The organism is Microcoleus sp. FACHB-831, from assembly GCF_014695585.1.
In the GTDB taxonomy this organism is placed as follows: domain Bacteria; phylum Cyanobacteriota; class Cyanobacteriia; order Cyanobacteriales; family FACHB-T130; genus FACHB-831.
This window is the reverse complement of the sequence record NZ_JACJON010000057.1, coordinates 1-15,699: the sequence shown is the minus strand read 5'-3', so window position 1 is coordinate 15,699 and position 15,699 is coordinate 1. Positions and strand designations below refer to the sequence as shown.

At 46.6% G+C, this 15,699-nt stretch carries 9 protein-coding genes and 2 pseudogenes; 4 read left to right on the top strand and 7 right to left on the bottom strand.

What is annotated here, in order from left to right; all coding sequences use genetic code 11:
• Positions 1–14: 14 nt before the first annotated feature.
• Entirely contained in the window at positions 15–752 is a 738-nt protein-coding gene (locus tag H6F77_RS14710; RefSeq protein WP_190489443.1) for a hypothetical protein, read from the bottom strand.
• A gap of 290 nt (positions 753–1,042) precedes the next feature.
• On the opposite strand from H6F77_RS14710, the gene H6F77_RS14705 reads away from it, so the two are divergent.
• On the top strand, positions 1,043–1,984 hold the full coding sequence (locus H6F77_RS14705; protein WP_190489442.1) for a ParA family protein: 942 nt from the start codon (positions 1,043–1,045) through the stop codon (positions 1,982–1,984).
• Positions 1,985–2,101: 117 nt separating this feature from the next.
• Here H6F77_RS14705 and ileS read toward each other — a convergent pair whose 3' ends face one another.
• Together ileS and H6F77_RS14695 are read right to left on the bottom strand one after the other, a co-directional pair.
• Complete coding sequence (gene ileS / locus H6F77_RS14700; protein WP_190489441.1) at positions 2,102–5,698, bottom strand: isoleucine--tRNA ligase; 3,597 nt, start codon at positions 5,696–5,698, stop codon at positions 2,102–2,104.
• Positions 5,699–5,985: 287 nt separating this feature from the next.
• Positions 5,986–6,810, bottom strand: a complete 825-nt coding sequence (locus H6F77_RS14695) for a Ycf66 family protein (protein WP_190489440.1) — start codon at positions 6,808–6,810, stop codon at positions 5,986–5,988.
• Between the two features lie 111 nt (positions 6,811–6,921).
• On the opposite strand from H6F77_RS14695, the gene H6F77_RS14690 reads away from it, so the two are divergent.
• The 3 genes and pseudogenes from H6F77_RS14690 (at position 6,922) to H6F77_RS14680 (ending at position 11,031) form a co-directional block, all read left to right on the top strand.
• Positions 6,922–8,196, top strand: coding sequence for a hypothetical protein (locus tag H6F77_RS14690; RefSeq protein WP_190489439.1), 1,275 nt, complete (start codon positions 6,922–6,924; stop codon positions 8,194–8,196).
• A 443-nt stretch (positions 8,197–8,639) separates the two neighbouring features.
• Complete coding sequence (gene gnd, locus H6F77_RS14685) at positions 8,640–10,142, top strand: NADP-dependent phosphogluconate dehydrogenase (RefSeq protein ID WP_190489438.1); 1,503 nt, start codon at positions 8,640–8,642, stop codon at positions 10,140–10,142.
• Positions 10,143–10,260: 118 nt separating this feature from the next.
• Positions 10,261–11,031 (top strand): annotated as a pseudogene (locus H6F77_RS14680) (SDR family oxidoreductase).
• Positions 11,032–11,065: 34 nt separating this feature from the next.
• Here H6F77_RS14680 and H6F77_RS14675 read toward each other — a convergent pair.
• The 4 genes and pseudogenes from H6F77_RS14675 to H6F77_RS14660 all read right to left on the bottom strand — a co-directional run.
• Positions 11,066–11,734 carry a Uma2 family endonuclease gene (locus tag H6F77_RS14675; RefSeq protein WP_190489437.1) on the bottom strand — a complete coding sequence of 223 codons (669 nt, stop codon included), beginning with the start codon at positions 11,732–11,734 and terminating at the stop codon, positions 11,066–11,068.
• Between the two features lie 174 nt (positions 11,735–11,908).
• Positions 11,909–13,552, bottom strand: coding sequence for a DUF1997 domain-containing protein (locus H6F77_RS14670; protein ID WP_190489436.1), 1,644 nt, complete (start codon positions 13,550–13,552; stop codon positions 11,909–11,911).
• Positions 13,553–13,652: 100 nt separating this feature from the next.
• On the bottom strand, positions 13,653–15,137 hold the full coding sequence (locus tag H6F77_RS14665; protein ID WP_190489435.1) for a WD40 domain-containing protein: 1,485 nt from the start codon (positions 15,135–15,137) through the stop codon (positions 13,653–13,655).
• Positions 15,138–15,348: 211 nt separating this feature from the next.
• Positions 15,349–15,699: pseudogene (locus H6F77_RS14660) on the bottom strand (photosystem II q(b) protein); the annotation flags it as partial.

The following is a 15,699-nucleotide window of genomic DNA, read 5'->3' as shown; positions in this document are numbered from 1 at the left end:
TAACAAGAATTTAATTAAGACAAAAAAACAATGTTTAACAAAGCCCAGCATCTTACCAAAAAGCTCAAAAAGCTGGCAGCCTTCATGGGCGTTGTCGCCAGTACATTCATCGGTTTACCCGCATTAGCCCAATTCAATTCTGCTCCTACTACCCCTAATACATCTCCCCTTACTGGAGGCGCGACAAACACCAGCGCATCTCCCACCGTTACTGAAGGCGTGACAACTACCATCACCTCTCCCCTTACTGGTGAGGTGACAACCACTACCGCCCCTTTGTCTGGAAACGCAAATCCATTCAGCACCCCCGTCCTTCCTGCAAACGGAAGCTTGCCAAGCAACAGTACTATTCTTCCTGGAAACGCAGCTACTCCCAACAACACAACAGCCTTTCCTGGAACCATAGCTTTACCAAGCAATACGAATCCCCTCCCTGGAACTACCACTTTCCCCAGCACTATTAGCTTTCCTGGAAACGTACCTTTTTCAAACAACACGAATCCACTTCCTGGAACGATACCTGGTAATGGCTTGCCCGGTGCAATACCGGGAACGCCGATGATTGACCCGCCAGTAGCGTCCGAAACTGCGCCATCGGTAACAACTTCGCCGTCAGTAACGCCTACTGCTGCGCCAGCGGTAACAATTTCGCCGTCAGTAACGCCTACTGGTGTGCCAGCGGTAACAATTTCGCCGTCCCTCGCGCCTACTGCTGCGCCATCCGTAACAACTCCCCCCGCAGGTGCTAACACCACGACAGGAACCGGGGCGGTGAAGGGTTCGACTACGGGGGGCGGTGGCTTCTAACAAAAAATCTGGTTAATTAGTACCAATGAGTACTGTCCTAGCTTGCTGACACAAAGCTATACCCTGTATAGGAGCATACGACTGTGCGCCCCTATTTTTGCATTAAAGCGATCGCGCTATTGCCTATTTGTAGGGAAATCCCTGATTATTATTAAGACTGTAACGGATTATTAGCGATCTAGTCACCTGGATTAGTTTGGCCAGGTAGTGCGTCACCCTCAATAGGAGTTAACCAATGGGATATGTCATTGCAACGGTCAACATGAAAGGCGGCGTCGGTAAGACAACTCTTACCGTCAATTTGGCGACTTGCTTGGCCAAACATCATGGAAAGCGCGTTCTAGTTGTCGATCTAGACACGCAAATTAGTGCGACTCTCAGCCTAATGGCACCTCATGATTTTGCAAAAATTAGGAAAGAAAGGCGCACGTTGAGTCAGCTAGTCTACAAAGCTATTAAACCCGATAGCAAGCTACCTCTTACTATTCACGATATCATTGTGCCTTACGTTGGTACCGTCAAAGGTCTAGATTTATTACCAGGCGATATTGACCTTTACGATGAATTTTTGGTTTCCGAAATGCTTCATAAAAAAGCCCTCCAGGATGGAGAAAGTAATTATATTGAAGTCTGGAATCGCTTTGAAAAAGTCTTGGTAAAGGGAATTTTAGAGCCTGTTATTAAAGACTATGACTTCATCATTCTCGACTGTGCCCCTGGCTATAATCTGATGACGAGAAGCGGTATTATGTCTAGTAATTTCTACTTGCTACCAGCTAGACCAGAACCTTTATCCGTTATCGGGATTCAGTTGCTGGAAAGACGAATAGCCAAATTGAGAGAAACTCATAATTTTGACAACAATTCTCTCAATCTCCGCTTGATGGGCATTGTCTTTATTATGTCAGGTGGTATTTTAGGCAGGTACTACCATCAAGTAATCCAGCGTGTTAATGAGGATTTCACATCAGCCCAAATCTTCAAAACACGCATACCGCTGGATGTTAATGTTGCCAAAGCCGTTGATAGCTTTATGCCAGTGGTTCTCGCTGCGCCAAATTCCAGTGGAGCAAAATCTTTTATGAAATTAACTCAGGAATTTTTAAATAAGCTACAAGTTTCTGGGGGCATATATAAGACGCCCACAGGAAAGCTTAATTTATCCAACATGGAGTGATGTTAGCTTGGTAATGGGTAATGGGCGATCGCTACTTATTTTCATAAGGGCTGCTACACCTTATCCAGTTGGCATTAACAAATAAAAAATAAGGTGGGCATTGCCCACCCTACAGACTTAAAACTCTCCTTCTAATGCTGGAACGCAGCGTTCGCAGAGTAGGGGATGCAAACTTGATTTGCCGATGTTAAGCGAGTAGTTCCAGCAGCGATCGCACTTTTGCCCGTCTGCTTTCACTACGCCAATTCCGATATCCTTAGACTGCACTTTGTACTGCGCTTTCTCCAAAGCTGCTGGTGATTCCACCAGTTCAACTTGAGAGGTAATAAACAGGTAGCGCAGTTCATCTACAGGATTCGTCGAACTTGGCTCACCCGTTGCGGCGGGTGAGGGGGTGCTTAGGGTTGGTTCAACCCTCACTTCTGGTTGCTTAACAGCGTCAGGATTAGCAGTTAGGTTTTCATCAACTATCGTCGCTGCTAGTTCCTCGCCTGCGCTTCCCGACAGGGATTGCTCAACTGGGGGCTTTGTAGCGAAAGCAGTTTTGATCAGCGATCGCAACTGCTTAGCCAATGCGCTACCATCGTCGCTGAAAGCATAACGAGCAGTAACCCAAATACCAATTAGTTCAAAAACAGTTGCTAGTAGAGGAGTCTTATTAATGCTGTTTACCAGCGCCAACAGCAAACTAATTGGCAATAGCGACAACGGTAGCACGATCGCCGCTGCCAGTAGAGCTTTGTATTCTTTGACAACTTTACCCAAATAGTATGGCGATCGCGTAAATGGCTGCACTATCTGATTTAAAGCTTGCATCCAAAGATTGTCTACTGTCTGCGCGACTGGTGTATAAACTTCACCATGAACCTCTGTTGTTGTAGAAGCATCTTCCTCTGTCTCCACCTCATCAAGCGAATTTGGGGAATCTTGCCATAAGTCCTCTTGCAATGACGACACGCTAGAGGCTTGTTCCACAGCAGGAGCAGGGGTGGGATTTAGAGATTGCAGTGACGAACGCAACTCGGAAGAAGCCACGTAAAGCAAAACCTTAGCTTCTAGGGAAGCACCTATTGCTTTTTCAGTTCGTGCTTTTTCCAGCACCTTATTAACTTCGGTGCGAACTTCCCGTATTTTTTCCCATGTTGTTGCTAATTCTGGATTCTTCCACTTGTCCTCCAACTTCACCCAACCGGATTCAAACACCGATTTGTAAGGAGTTGGGTAGGGGACATATTGCCAGATATCTTCAGCCATGTGACACAAGACAGGCGCGATCGCTCTTGCCAAATTTTCTAGCGCGATCGCCAAAACCGTCTGACAACTGCGACGCCGATAGCTATCCGCCGCACTGATATAAAGTCTGTCTTTCGCAATATCCAGATAAAAATTCGACAAGTCAACGACGCAGAAATTCTGCACAGTCTGGAAAAAGCGGAAAAACTGATAACTTTCAAACGCCTCAGTAACTTCAGTAAACACCTCAGTTATCCGGTGCAGCATATAGCGATCGAGTTCTGGCAATTCCTCGTAAGCGATCGCATCCTTAGCTGGGTCAAAATCATGCAAACTCCCCAGCAAAAACCGAGCTGTATTGCGAATTTTGCCTCTTATATCCCCCAACTGCTTGAGGATATTCTTACCAACGCGCACATCTGAGGTGTAATCCACCGAAGACACCCACAGACGCAAGATATCAGCGCCGTAAGCTGGTTCTTGCTGTTGATTTTTGCCGCCCTCAATCACCACATTTGGATCGACAACATTTCCTACCGACTTACTCATCTTGCGACCTTGTTCATCCAAAGCGAAGCCATGAGTTAAAACAGTCTTGTAGGGAGCAACGCCGTTAGTTGCGACGCTGGTGAGCAAGCTGGACTGGAACCAACCGCGATGCTGGTCAGATCCCTCCAAATACATATCAACCGGATAGTGTAATTCCTGGCGGTGATTTGCCACAGCAGCCCAAGACGAGCCAGAGTCAAACCAAACATCCATCGTATCCATACCTTTGCGGTAGGTACGACCGTTATTGCGATAAGACTCTGGTAATAACTCTTCTACCGACAATTCCCACCAAGCATTGGAACCTTTTTCGGCAACAATTCCTTGGACGTGGGAGATAGTTTCTTCATTCAGCAGCGGTTCGTTTGTTTCTTCATCGTAGAAGACGGGAATCGGTACTCCCCAGCTGCGTTGACGAGATATGCACCAATCGGAACGCTGGGCGACCATTGGGCTGATGCGGTTTTCTCCTTGAGAGGGAATCCATTTAACGCTAGCGATCGCCTTTAAGGCTTCTTCCCGGAATCCCTCAACTGATGCAAACCACTGTTCGGTTGCGCGATAGATTGTGGGCTTTTTCGTGCGCCAATCGTAGGGGTATGAGTGGCGGTAAGGTTCTTCCTTTAGCAACGATCCAGCAGCAGCCAGCGCATCAATAACTGCCTGATTGCCATCACCCAGTACGTTCAACCCAGCAAACTGTCCCGCTTCTTGCGTGAAGTTGCCATTTTCATCGACTGGCGACAGCAAGGGTAAGCCGTAGCGCTGACCTACCTTATAGTCATCATCCCCGTGTCCGGGAGCGGTGTGAACCAATCCAGTACCGGAGTCAGCCGTGACGTAATCGCCGCCGATGACAATGGGGCTTTCGCGGTCATATAGCGGGTGACGATAGGTGCAATTTTCTAAATCTCTGCCTTTAACGGTGGCTTTTACTGTTAGATGAGTGGCCAGGGTTGCCGACAATTTTTCTACTAAATCGCGGGCAACAATTAGGTATTTTGGTGCTTGGGCAAGAGCAACTTCGTTTTCTTGTGCAACCTCTGACTCAACAGACGCGATCGCTTCTTGTTCTTCTGGTCTTGCTAAGGCGGGGTTAAGCGGTGTTGCCTCAACTACAGCGTAAGTTAGATCTGGATTCAGGCTGACGGCTAAGTTTGCTGGAATTGTCCAAGGCGTTGTCGTCCAGATTGCTACGCCCAAATTTGGCACAAATTCAGCCAGCAAGGGTCGCACCGCTTCCGACAAACTGGCGATCGCAAATACTGTGTAGATACTGTGCGATACGTGAGTGGGGCGACCTTCGGCATCTTCTGGATACTCTAACTCAGCTTCAGCTAGCGCCGTCTTGGAACTCGGACTCCAATGAACTGGCTTTAGTCCGCGATAGATGTACCCTTTTAAAACCATCTGACCAAAAACCCCAATTTGCGCCGCCTCATATTCTGGCGTCATTGTCAGATAAGGATTCTCCCAATCACCCCAAACTCCATAGCGTTTGAAGCTTTTTCTCTGCTCGTCTATGGCTTTAAGGGCAAAATCTTTGGCTTTTTGGCGCAATTCCAGAGGAGTTAGGTTTTGCCGCTCCTCTTGCTTCATATCCTGCAAAACTTTCAGCTCAATTGGCAAGCCGTGACAATCCCAACCGGGGACGTAACGAACTTTGCGCCCTTTGAGCATCTGGTATTTATTGATTATGTCCTTAAGGATTTTATTCAGGGCGTGACCAATGTGCAGAGAACCATTGGCGTAGGGCGGCCCGTCGTGCAAAATAAAAATTTCACCCGGATTGTTCTGCGACAGCCGTTCATAAATCTGTTGCTCTGCCCAAAGTTGCTGTATTTCCGGTTCCCGTTTGAGAGCGTTGGCTCGCATATCAAACTGCGTCTTGGGGAGATTTACGGTGTTTTTGTAGTTTCCTGATTCTGTCACAGTGCAATATGGGTGAAGGGTGCAGTGCTTATTTGACTATTATAGAATTTGCGCGGAATTGCCCATCTCAAATAGCAAGTTGTTTTTATTTTTGTTCTGGGCTTGGCGCAGTTTTCTTACATTAGAGCCAAATTTTCATAGTGGTGAAAATTTGGTAGCTAAAAACATCGGCTTTGTCTGGCAAAAATCCTGACGCCAGTGCGATCGCATCTTTACGACAGGTTAGTTTAGGTGGGCATAAGTAATTTAAGATTTATTACCCTCCCACCCTTCGGACTCAGTAGATTTTAAGTTGGATTCGGTGGGTTGTCTAACGGCTGATTTGCTTCCGCTGTTGGCGGTACTTCGCTGAATTCGGGTGGTTCTTCAACAGGTGGGGGCGAACTCTCGACTCCTTTAGCTTCAGCATCTTCTATGGCTGCTTCTACCAGTTCCGGCGGCGGTGGGTTGGGTGGAACCAGTCCGGGAGTGTCGGTTTCTGCTGGCGGGGTTTGTGTCTCTAGGCTAGCGATCGCTGGTGTCGGCGATGCTTCTACATTGTCTGTTGGCGGGGTTTGTGTCTCTAGGCTAGCGATCGCTTGTGTCGGCGGTGTCTGCGTTTCTACTTGCACGCTCACCGCCGGGGTTGATGGTACGACCTGACCACCTGACGAAGTTATGGCATCTTTAAGCGCTTGGGAGGGCGCAGGCTTTTGACTCGGTGCAGCATCAGCCTTGGTTTTGTCCTTTTTAACGCTAGTCAGAGTCTGTTGTGCCTTGTCTTTGACGGTAGAGAACAGTCCGCCTAATTTTTCAGGAATTGATAAATTTGCCAGTTTTTCCTTTAGCACTTCTTGGCTTACAGGAGTTCGTTGCGCTGGTGGCGTGAGTTGATATCTTAAAGTCAAGCTTTGCCAGCCTAACCAACCGAGTAATGCCACGCTAGCTATTTGACCGAGCATGACACCTCCGCTTATGCGTCCGGCACACACCCATAAAACCAGGGCATAGAACATTCCCACTCCACTCCAGATAAAATCATTCTTTCGATGGATTTCGGGGAAGAAGAAAGCGGCTAAATAAATCGCCAAGCTACCAAGAGCTACAGCTAGTGCCAGAAGGTATACCAGCATATTTTATTGGTGTTTTCTATTGTGTCTGACGAATAAATACAACTTTACTGCTCAATCTGGGCAGTTTGTTAACATCTTGTTGAGATAGTTGGCAGAAAATGGGAGGCTTTTATGCGATCGCACGCTTTAATTTCGGCTACGATGCTTGTCACTCTCGGATTTGGCTGGAATATTTCGGTGCATGCTGAAACATCTTCACAACAACTTGCCCGCGCCGCTGTATCTGGAAATGTCTCCGAGTCTGCAAGGGCGATCGCGATGCTCCGTTCCCAAGGGCAAGAGGGCATAAAAATATTTTTAGACACATACGGCGATAAGTTACAACAACGCCAATCCCAAGCACTCGATGCCATCTGTCAACAGCGCGACTGCTATGCCTCCCGCTTGTACTGGTATACCGATTTACAACAAGCCAAGGCAGCAGCCAAGGCGACCGGCAAACCCATCCTCTCGTTGCGGTTGTTGGGTAGACTCGATGAAGATTTAAGTTGCGCTAACAGTCGATTTTTCCGCACCGCACTTTATCCCAATGCTGAAGTTTCTCAGGTGCTGCGCGATCGCTTCATCCTCCACTGGCAATCCGTGCGCCCCGTGCCTAAAGTTACTATCGACTTCGGTGATGGCCGCAAGATGCAAAGCACGATTACGGGTAACAGCATTCACTACATCCTTGATTCCGAAGGTCGTCCAATAGATGCTTTGCCGGGATTGTATGGCCCTGGAACATTCTTAAAAGAATTGTCTAAAGCAGAGCGAGCTGTAAAAGATTATACCAAGCTCGGCTGGCAAGAAAGAGAGGATTTTTTAACAAAATGGCATAGCGATCGCCTTGCTGAAATTCAAGCAAACTGGGTGGCAGATTTATCAAAACTGGGAATATCATCGCCACCCGAACTTGTGAAAATTCCCAATCCCACCGACAAGCCACCCACAGCACAACAGGCGGCTCCCATAGCAATGTCTAAAATGGTGGTGGAAAATCCCCTTCTTACAGCCATCACCAACGCTGTAAGAAACAACCGCGAGGCACTCACCAAGGCGACAGGAGATGAGGAAAACTGGACTAAGATTGCCCAACTGCACGCCGTCACTGCCCGTCTAGACAGCAACAGCAAAGCGCTGATGCAGCAGAAAAACAGTAATTTACAGCCACCTGTAATTGAAAAATTTGAAAATTACATGGCTTTGGACACAGTTCGCAACGAGTACCAGCTACACAGCCAAATCCACGAATGGTTTATTCGAGGAATAGGCACAAACAATATTGAGACGCTAAACGAAAGGGTTTATGCACAACTTTTCCTCACACCAAGTTCCGATCCTTGGCTGGGACTGTTACCCCAAGACGCTTACACTGCTATTGAGAATGATGGTATTAGCAAATAGCAGCCATTAAGCAAGTTACAAGCCAAAAGTTAAAAGAAAGGAAATCCATACCCTTAAAGACTTTTGGCCAGTGCGGGGGCAAATTAAATCTGGAACAAGTTATTAATTATGGTGGTTGTAAGAAATAATTTTTTGTAGCCTAAATAACAATGGCTCAAAAATCTCCAATGTTTTAGTTAACTACTTTAGACCTAAGCGGGAGCAAAAAACTTTTCACTCTTAGGTTGTATCTACTTGCGCCAGGCATTACCTAATAGGTAGATGCTGAATTTGCGTGGAGATTGTTGACTTGGATACAAACAGAAATAAATCATCTGTCTAGAGTTGACGAGATTGCTCGCGTAACACACTCTTAACATCTTCTTTACGTGACAACTCAGGGGATCGGGCTACCCTGAATAAAAAGTGACGCTTCTTGCATTGCAGAGTTAGCAAAGAATCTTATGGGACTACAACAATTTGGTGTGATCGGTCTAGCAGTCATGGGCGAAAACTTAGCGCTGAACGTTGAGCGCAATGGTTTCCCCATCTCCGTCTACAACCGCACAGCAGAAAAAACCGACGCCTTCATGTCGGCACGCGCCGGGGGCAAGAATGTCGTAGCAGCCTATACCATTAAGGACTTTGTGGCGTCTCTAGAGCGCCCTCGCAAAATCCTGATTATGGTGAAAGCTGGTGCGCCAGTGGATGCGGTCATTAACGAGCTAAAACCATTTTTAGAAGAGGGTGACATCATCATCGATGGTGGAAACTCCCTGTTTGACGATACCGCTCGTCGCACCCGCGAGTTAGAACCAGAGGGGTTCAGATTTATCGGTATGGGCGTCAGCGGCGGTGAAGAAGGGGCGCTAAATGGCCCTAGTTTGATGCCAGGAGGCACAAAAAGCTCTTACGAGTATCTATCGCCAATTTTTACCAAAATTGCCGCTCAGGTGGATGATGGCCCTTGCGTGACGTATATTGGCCCTGGTGGTGCGGGTCACTACGTCAAGATGGTACACAACGGCATTGAGTATGGCGATATGCAGCTAATTGCCGAAGCATACGACTTGCTCAAAAATGTTTTGGGACTTGACCACCAGCAGCTGCACGAAATTTTTGCAGAATGGAACACTACCGACGAACTCAATTCCTATTTGATTGAGATTACGGCGGATATCTTCAAGTACCTCGATACCGATACTCATCAGCCCTTAGTAGATGTAATTCTCGATGCGGCTGGTCAGAAAGGCACGGGTCGCTGGACGGTGCAGAGTGCCTTAGAATTGGGTGTGTGCATTCCAACGATGACGGCGGCGGTTAACGCTCGGATCATGTCTTCCTATAAGAAAGAGCGGGTGGCTGCATCAGAAGTGTTAACTGGCCCTAGCGGTAAGTATCAGGGAGACACCAAAACCTTTATCAACCAGATCCGCGATGCTCTCTATTGCTCAAAGATCTGCTCTTACGCTCAGGGTATGGCGCTATTAAGTTCGGCGTCGCGGGCTTATTCCTACGATCTAAATCTGAGTGAAACGGCGCGGATTTGGAAAGGTGGCTGTATTATTCGGGCTGGGTTCTTGAATAAAATTAAATCAGCTTTCAAGGAAAATCCAGCGTTGCCAAACCTGTTGTTAGCTCCTGAGTTTAAGCAGACGATTTTGGATCGGCAGGACTCTTGGCGCGAAGTGTTGGCGCAGTCGGCGAAGCTAGGAATTCCAGTTCCGGCATTTAGCGCGTCCTTGGATTACTTTGATAGTTATCGACGCGATCGCTTGCCACAAAACCTCACTCAAGCTCAACGCGACTACTTCGGTGCCCATACATACGAGCGCACCGACAAGGCTGGGTTCTTCCATACCGAATGGACGGCTGTCAACGCCGAAAGTCTGCAAACCTCAACGCCTCGACCTCTTCAAGCCCAATCTCCTGAAGAAGTTTTACGCACTCCGAGCGCTGCTGAATAGTTTTGTAGGGTGGGCACTGCCCACCCTATTTTTTGTTACCAAAACATCTGTTACAGAAATTTTTTATTGGTATTAGACGTAGTAGATTTTTGAATATTATTTCAATTAGAGACGAAGCATGACATCGAGCTTGGAAAACAAAGTTGCTCTAGTCACAGGTGGAACTTCTGGCATTGGAAGAGCTACAGCGATCGCCTTTGCTACTGCTGGAGCCAAAGTTATTATTGCTGGGCGACGACAGAAGGAAGGCAAAGAAGTCGTTTCTACCATCAAAGCTTCCGGGGGTGATGCCTACTTTATCCAAACTGATGTCACCGATGAAAATAGTGTTAAGGCATTAATTGATAAAACAAATGAAATGTACGGTCGCCTTGATTGTGCATTTAATAATGCGGGAATAGATTAAACACCGGGACTAACAGCTGATAAAACCAGCGCCGACTACGCCCTGATTATGGATACAAACTTCAGGAGCGTGTTCTTGAGCATGAAATATGAGATTTTGGCAATGCTCAAGCAAGGTTCTGGCTCTATTGTGAATAATGCTTCTGTGGGTGGACTTGCGGGCGGCGCAGGTGTTGCCCTTTATTGTGCTAGCAAGCACGCAGTTGTAGGATTTACTAAATCAGTTGCGCTCGAATATGCACAGCAAGGAATAAGAGTTAATGCCGTATGTCCGGGAGGGATACAAACTCCTTTTATGGATCGTTTAGTAGGCGAACCGGGTGCAAATTCTGAGTTTCGTCAGCAAATGAATGCAGCGCATCCAATTGGTAGACTTGGAACTCCTGAAGAGGTCGCTGCTGCTGTTGTCTATCTTTGTTCTGATGGAGCTTCATTTATTACCGGACAGGCACTTGCAATTGATGGAGGCTACCTAGCACGTTAAGATTTATAGGTTACTTTTTGCCCCAGCGACTACTTTAATCGGATGAAGATAGCAATATACTTTGTAGCGAGTTCAAGTTTTCAGCAATATCAAAAATGGCTCGAACGGGAAATTCTAAGTTAGTAATTGCTACGCTCTGCAAATTTCCCGAAGTTGATTTAGTTTTTAATTGATAGCGATCGCCCTGTAAAATATATTGTTCAATCGCCTGTTCTTCAGGGTTAATTAACCAGTATTCCGTTACTTTATGAGCGGCGTAATCAGCTATTTTAATTTCCTTAGTTCGCTTTTCTGTGCTGTCTGTTAAAGTCTCGACAATAAGATCGGGGGCAGAAAACTGAGTTTGCCCAGGACTAAATTGTGATGATTTAGATTTACTAAAAAAGCAAATATCTGGCTCATAGTCATTGCGAGTCAGAGAAATAATAATCTTTCCATGAGCTACATAGCCTAAGTCATACTTATCTACAAATACGCTGATGAGGCGGAGCAATAATAAATTATCTTTGTTGTATCCTATGCTTACAGGAGAGTAAAAGACAATTTTTCCATTAATAAATTCAACTTTTTCGTTATCAATGAAAGTGGCATAAAATTCTTTGCGTCGTTCGCTTTCTCTTTGAAGAATATTTTGGAGTTCGTTGAAGTACAAAACAAGTTTAGGCGAGTCGAGTAACTCGTCTAATAAAGCATCGCTTTTCATCAGACAATTAAACCCTGTGGATAAAAAAATAGACTAAGCTTGATTTTAGCTGTTATGGTGCGATCGCAGCGCTTTGGAGCCAAAATATCATCAAGAAAGCGCGATCGCGGTACAAAAAACCGAGCTAGAGGGCAAATGCCTAACGTATGCTACACCAACGCGCTAACGCATAACCTATTTTTTGTGAGATTTCTTAGGAAAAGGTATGTCTAAAGTGTTGTGGAAATCAGCCTGCACTTTGTTAGCTAAACGACGCGAGACTTCTCGGGCAATTTGGAGTAACAAGCGATCGCCCGTGCTGCGAACGACAGACTGAGGCATAGCGCGAATAAACTTGGGAAACTGAACCCCCACTTGTTGGTTTAACCGCCACTCCCATCTAGTCATCACCGAGGTTAGCTGCGCCTTACCCGTTCCAGGCTTTGTCTCAAACTCCAGAGTCGTAGGATCGATAGGAACTTCCTTTAACTCAAAACTCCCTTGAAAATCCACTTGATAGCCTGGAGCCGTATAATTTGGCAAAGGAACGCTACTAATCTGATAAATTCCTTGCTCGTCTGGTGGTAGCATTTCTAAGCCAATTCTCACCTCTATTTCATATTTAAAGGCCCCATATCGTCCGATCAGTAAATCGTAGCCGTTATTACCGATGGGTGACGCTTTCATGGGATAAGCGCAGCGATGAAACCATGTTGGATGTGCAGCTATATAGTCGGCGACCGTTGTACGGGGCGCATATAGTTCTATACAGTCTTCATAGTGAAGGCTAAACCAAGTCCAATCTAAGGCAATTTCTTCCAATACTTTTGTTGATACCTTTGTTGAGATAGTTTTTATAGTATTCCGCAGTTGGGACAGGTTTTGATTTTGATGAATTGAATTTGCGGAAGCATTTTTCGAGGTTGGTTTAGGATTAGATGGTGTTTGCGGGGTTTCTAACTTTAGTAAAGCGGAGATCGCTTCCTCTGCTGACTGATAGCGACGCTTGACGACGTTGTGAGTCATTTTATCCAAAATGCGCCCCAGGCGATCGCTCACTGGATTGTTAACTAGATACTGTCGCCACACAAATGCACTTTCGTTGGCGTCATACAAATCAAAAGGCTGGATTTGCGTAAGCAAATGAATGCAAGTTACGCCCAAGCTGTAGAGATCGCTGGCAAATACCGCCTTACCAAAGCTTTGTTCGGGAGAAGCATAACCCGCGCTGCCAATCTTGGTTCCTGTCTTACTTAGGGCTGTTGCTGTAGCATATTTGGCTGCACCAAAATCTACCAATACTAATTTTCCATCAGATGAACGACGGATGATATTTTCTGGCTTAATATCCCGATGAATTACCTGCCTGCTATGGACGAATTGCAGCATCGGTAATAAGTCATTCAGCAGGCTTTTGATGCTAGTTTCAGAAAAAGCGCCTTTTTCTACTAACTCAGCCGCTAAGTTTTGTCCTTCGATGAATTCCTGGACGATGTAAAGGCGATCGTCTTGCTGACAATGGGCGAAAAGTTCGGGGATCTGCGGATGTTTGCCCAACTCATCTAACCGCAGGGCTTCTTGTTCAAATAACTCTATAGCTTTCCAGGCGCTATTAGTATCTTGATATTGGGGGAAAAACTGTTTGATGACGCATCGCGGTTTTGAGGGTTTGTCCTCATCGATTGCTAAGAAGGTTCTGCCAAATCCACCTTGTCCAATTAGAGCGATCGCGCGGTAACGGTCTTTCAGCAGTAGCTTTGTGCCGCAACTTTGGCAAAACCTAGTTTGAGGTAGGTTTTTGGTAGGTTTTTGGCAATTGGGATTGAGGCAATAGCTCATAGGGGAAAGCGATGCGGACTTACTCTATGGTAAGTTTTCCCCGCTTCAAAGGAGAGCGATCCTTTGGCTGTAGCTTGCTGATTGGATAGCTATCAAAACCTCAATCGCACCGCCAAATTTTAACGGTCTTATCAAAACTACCACTAACTAGAGTTTTCCCATCCGGGGTAAAGGCAAGGGAACAAACCCTGTCGGAATGCCCCTTGAGGGTACAGATTTCCTTACCACCGTCCATTTGCCATAGCTTGATGGTTTTGTCAGCACTACCACTAGCAAGAATTTTGCCATCCGGACTGAAGGCGATCGCATCAACCTCGCCTGAATGCCCTCTGAGGATGTCGAAACCTTTGCCCGTATTCATATCCCACAGCCTAATTCTACGATCGACGCTGCCAGTGGCTAACGTCTGACCATCCGGGCTAATGCCGAGAGATACAACATAGCTAGAATTCCCTGAAATCCGCCGAATTAATTTGCTGCTACTCATCTGCCAAATCCTGATAGGCTCTTCCAACCCGCCGCTAGCAAGAGTCTTGCCATCCCTACTGATGGCGATAGACACAACTGAGGCTAAATTTCCCGTGAGGGTGCAGAGTTCCTTCCCAGTGTCTATCTGCCACAGCTTGATGGTTTTGTCAGCGCTACCACTAGCCAGCGTCAGCCGATCTGGGCTGAAGGCGACAGAATAAACTTTGTCTGAATGTCCAGAAAAGAGACTGCCAAGGGTGCGGATTAACTTGCCTGTACCCAAATTCCACAGTTTGATAGTCTTATCAAAGCTGCCACTAGCAAGAGTCATTCCATTGTGGCTGATGGCGACGCAAAGAACCCGGTCGGAATGCCCATTCAGGGTGTGGATTAACCTTCCTGTACCTAAATTCCACAGCTTGATAGTCTTGTCAAAGCTGCCACTGGCAAGAGTCCTTCCATCCCGGCTGATGGCAACAGCAGCAACTACGTCTGAATGCTCTCTCAGGGTGCTTACACATTTCCAGGGTGAGGGTTCCTCTGTCGATGCTGATGTTGGCGGCTTTGGCTCCGATACAGGTTTTGTTTGTGGTTTCGGCTGCGATCGCTCTTTTGGTGGCGGCGGTGGTGCTTGGGTTGCTGTCTTTCTCTCTGTCCGCTTAAGTCGTGAAGCGTTCCCTAGATCCGAAGCGGCTCTATACTCATATCCAAGTTTCGCGCAGGCAAGCCCCCGCTGTTCGTATGCCTCAATATACTTGGGATCGATACGAATGGCCTTACTAAATTCCTCAATGGCTTCCTCATATTTTAGGCTTTGGACATTCTCCATTCCTTGGTTGTAGTGGGTTTCAGCATTGGCTGAATCTGAATAAACCCTTGTTTGAGAAGTTGGATTTGGAGAATCGATCCCATCGGTAAATTGATATGACTTTACCTGTTGGTAAGCGTCATTAATTTTTTTAATTTCCTCCTCTGCCTTCTGTTTCATCAGAGGATCGTCAGGAAAACAATCTGGATGCCACGTCTTAGCCAGAGTTCGATACGCTTGCTTAACCTCTGCCTGTGATGCACCGGGTTCAACACCAAGGATTTCGTAGTATCGATGGATATCATTCATCTATAACTTGAGAACAACTAGCTGATGAGATCTATACTCAGTGTTCCCAAGTATTGAAACTTTGTAACCCAGGGAAGCGTACCCCTAGCGACGTTTTATAATTTCCCTGGCACTTTGATAACTCTGACGCACCAACGATCCCAGAGTTTAACCCAAAACAAAAAGCGCCCCCATATCAGGGAGCGCTTTTTATTTAACTAGATTCTAATTCTTAGCCATTGATAGCTGGAGCTTGAAGAGCAACAGGAGCAGCCTCACCCGCCGCCAAGTCGAGAGGGAAGTTGTGAGCGTTGCGCTCGTGCATTACTTCCATACCCAAGTTAGCGCGGTTGATTACGTCAGCCCAAGTATTGATAACGCGACCGGTGCTGTCGATAACCGACTGGTTGAAGTTAAAGCCGTTGAGGTTGAAAGCCATCGTGCTGATACCCAGCGCGGTGAACCAAATCCCGATTACTGGCCATGCACCCAAGAAGAAGTGCAAGGAACGGCTGTTGTTGAACGAAGCGTATTGGAATATCAAGCGACCGAAGTAGCCGTGTGCTGCAACGATGTTGTAGGT

Bases quoted from the DNA above. Each gene is read 5' to 3' on its own strand.
- H6F77_RS14705 (WP_190489442.1), top strand. From the start codon at position 1,043: ATGGGATATGTCATTGCAACGGTCAACATGAAAGGCGGCGTCGGTAAG.
- H6F77_RS14695 (WP_190489440.1), bottom strand. From the start codon at position 6,810: ATGCTGGTATACCTTCTGGCACTAGCTGTAGCTCTTGGTAGCTTGGCG.
- H6F77_RS14690 (WP_190489439.1), top strand. From the start codon at position 6,922: ATGCGATCGCACGCTTTAATTTCGGCTACGATGCTTGTCACTCTCGGA.
- gnd (WP_190489438.1), top strand. From the start codon at position 8,640: ATGGGACTACAACAATTTGGTGTGATCGGTCTAGCAGTCATGGGCGAA.
- H6F77_RS14675 (WP_190489437.1), bottom strand. From the start codon at position 11,734: ATGAAAAGCGATGCTTTATTAGACGAGTTACTCGACTCGCCTAAACTT.
- H6F77_RS14670 (WP_190489436.1), bottom strand. From the start codon at position 13,552: ATGAGCTATTGCCTCAATCCCAATTGCCAAAAACCTACCAAAAACCTA.
- H6F77_RS14665 (WP_190489435.1), bottom strand. From the start codon at position 15,137: ATGAATGATATCCATCGATACTACGAAATCCTTGGTGTTGAACCCGGT.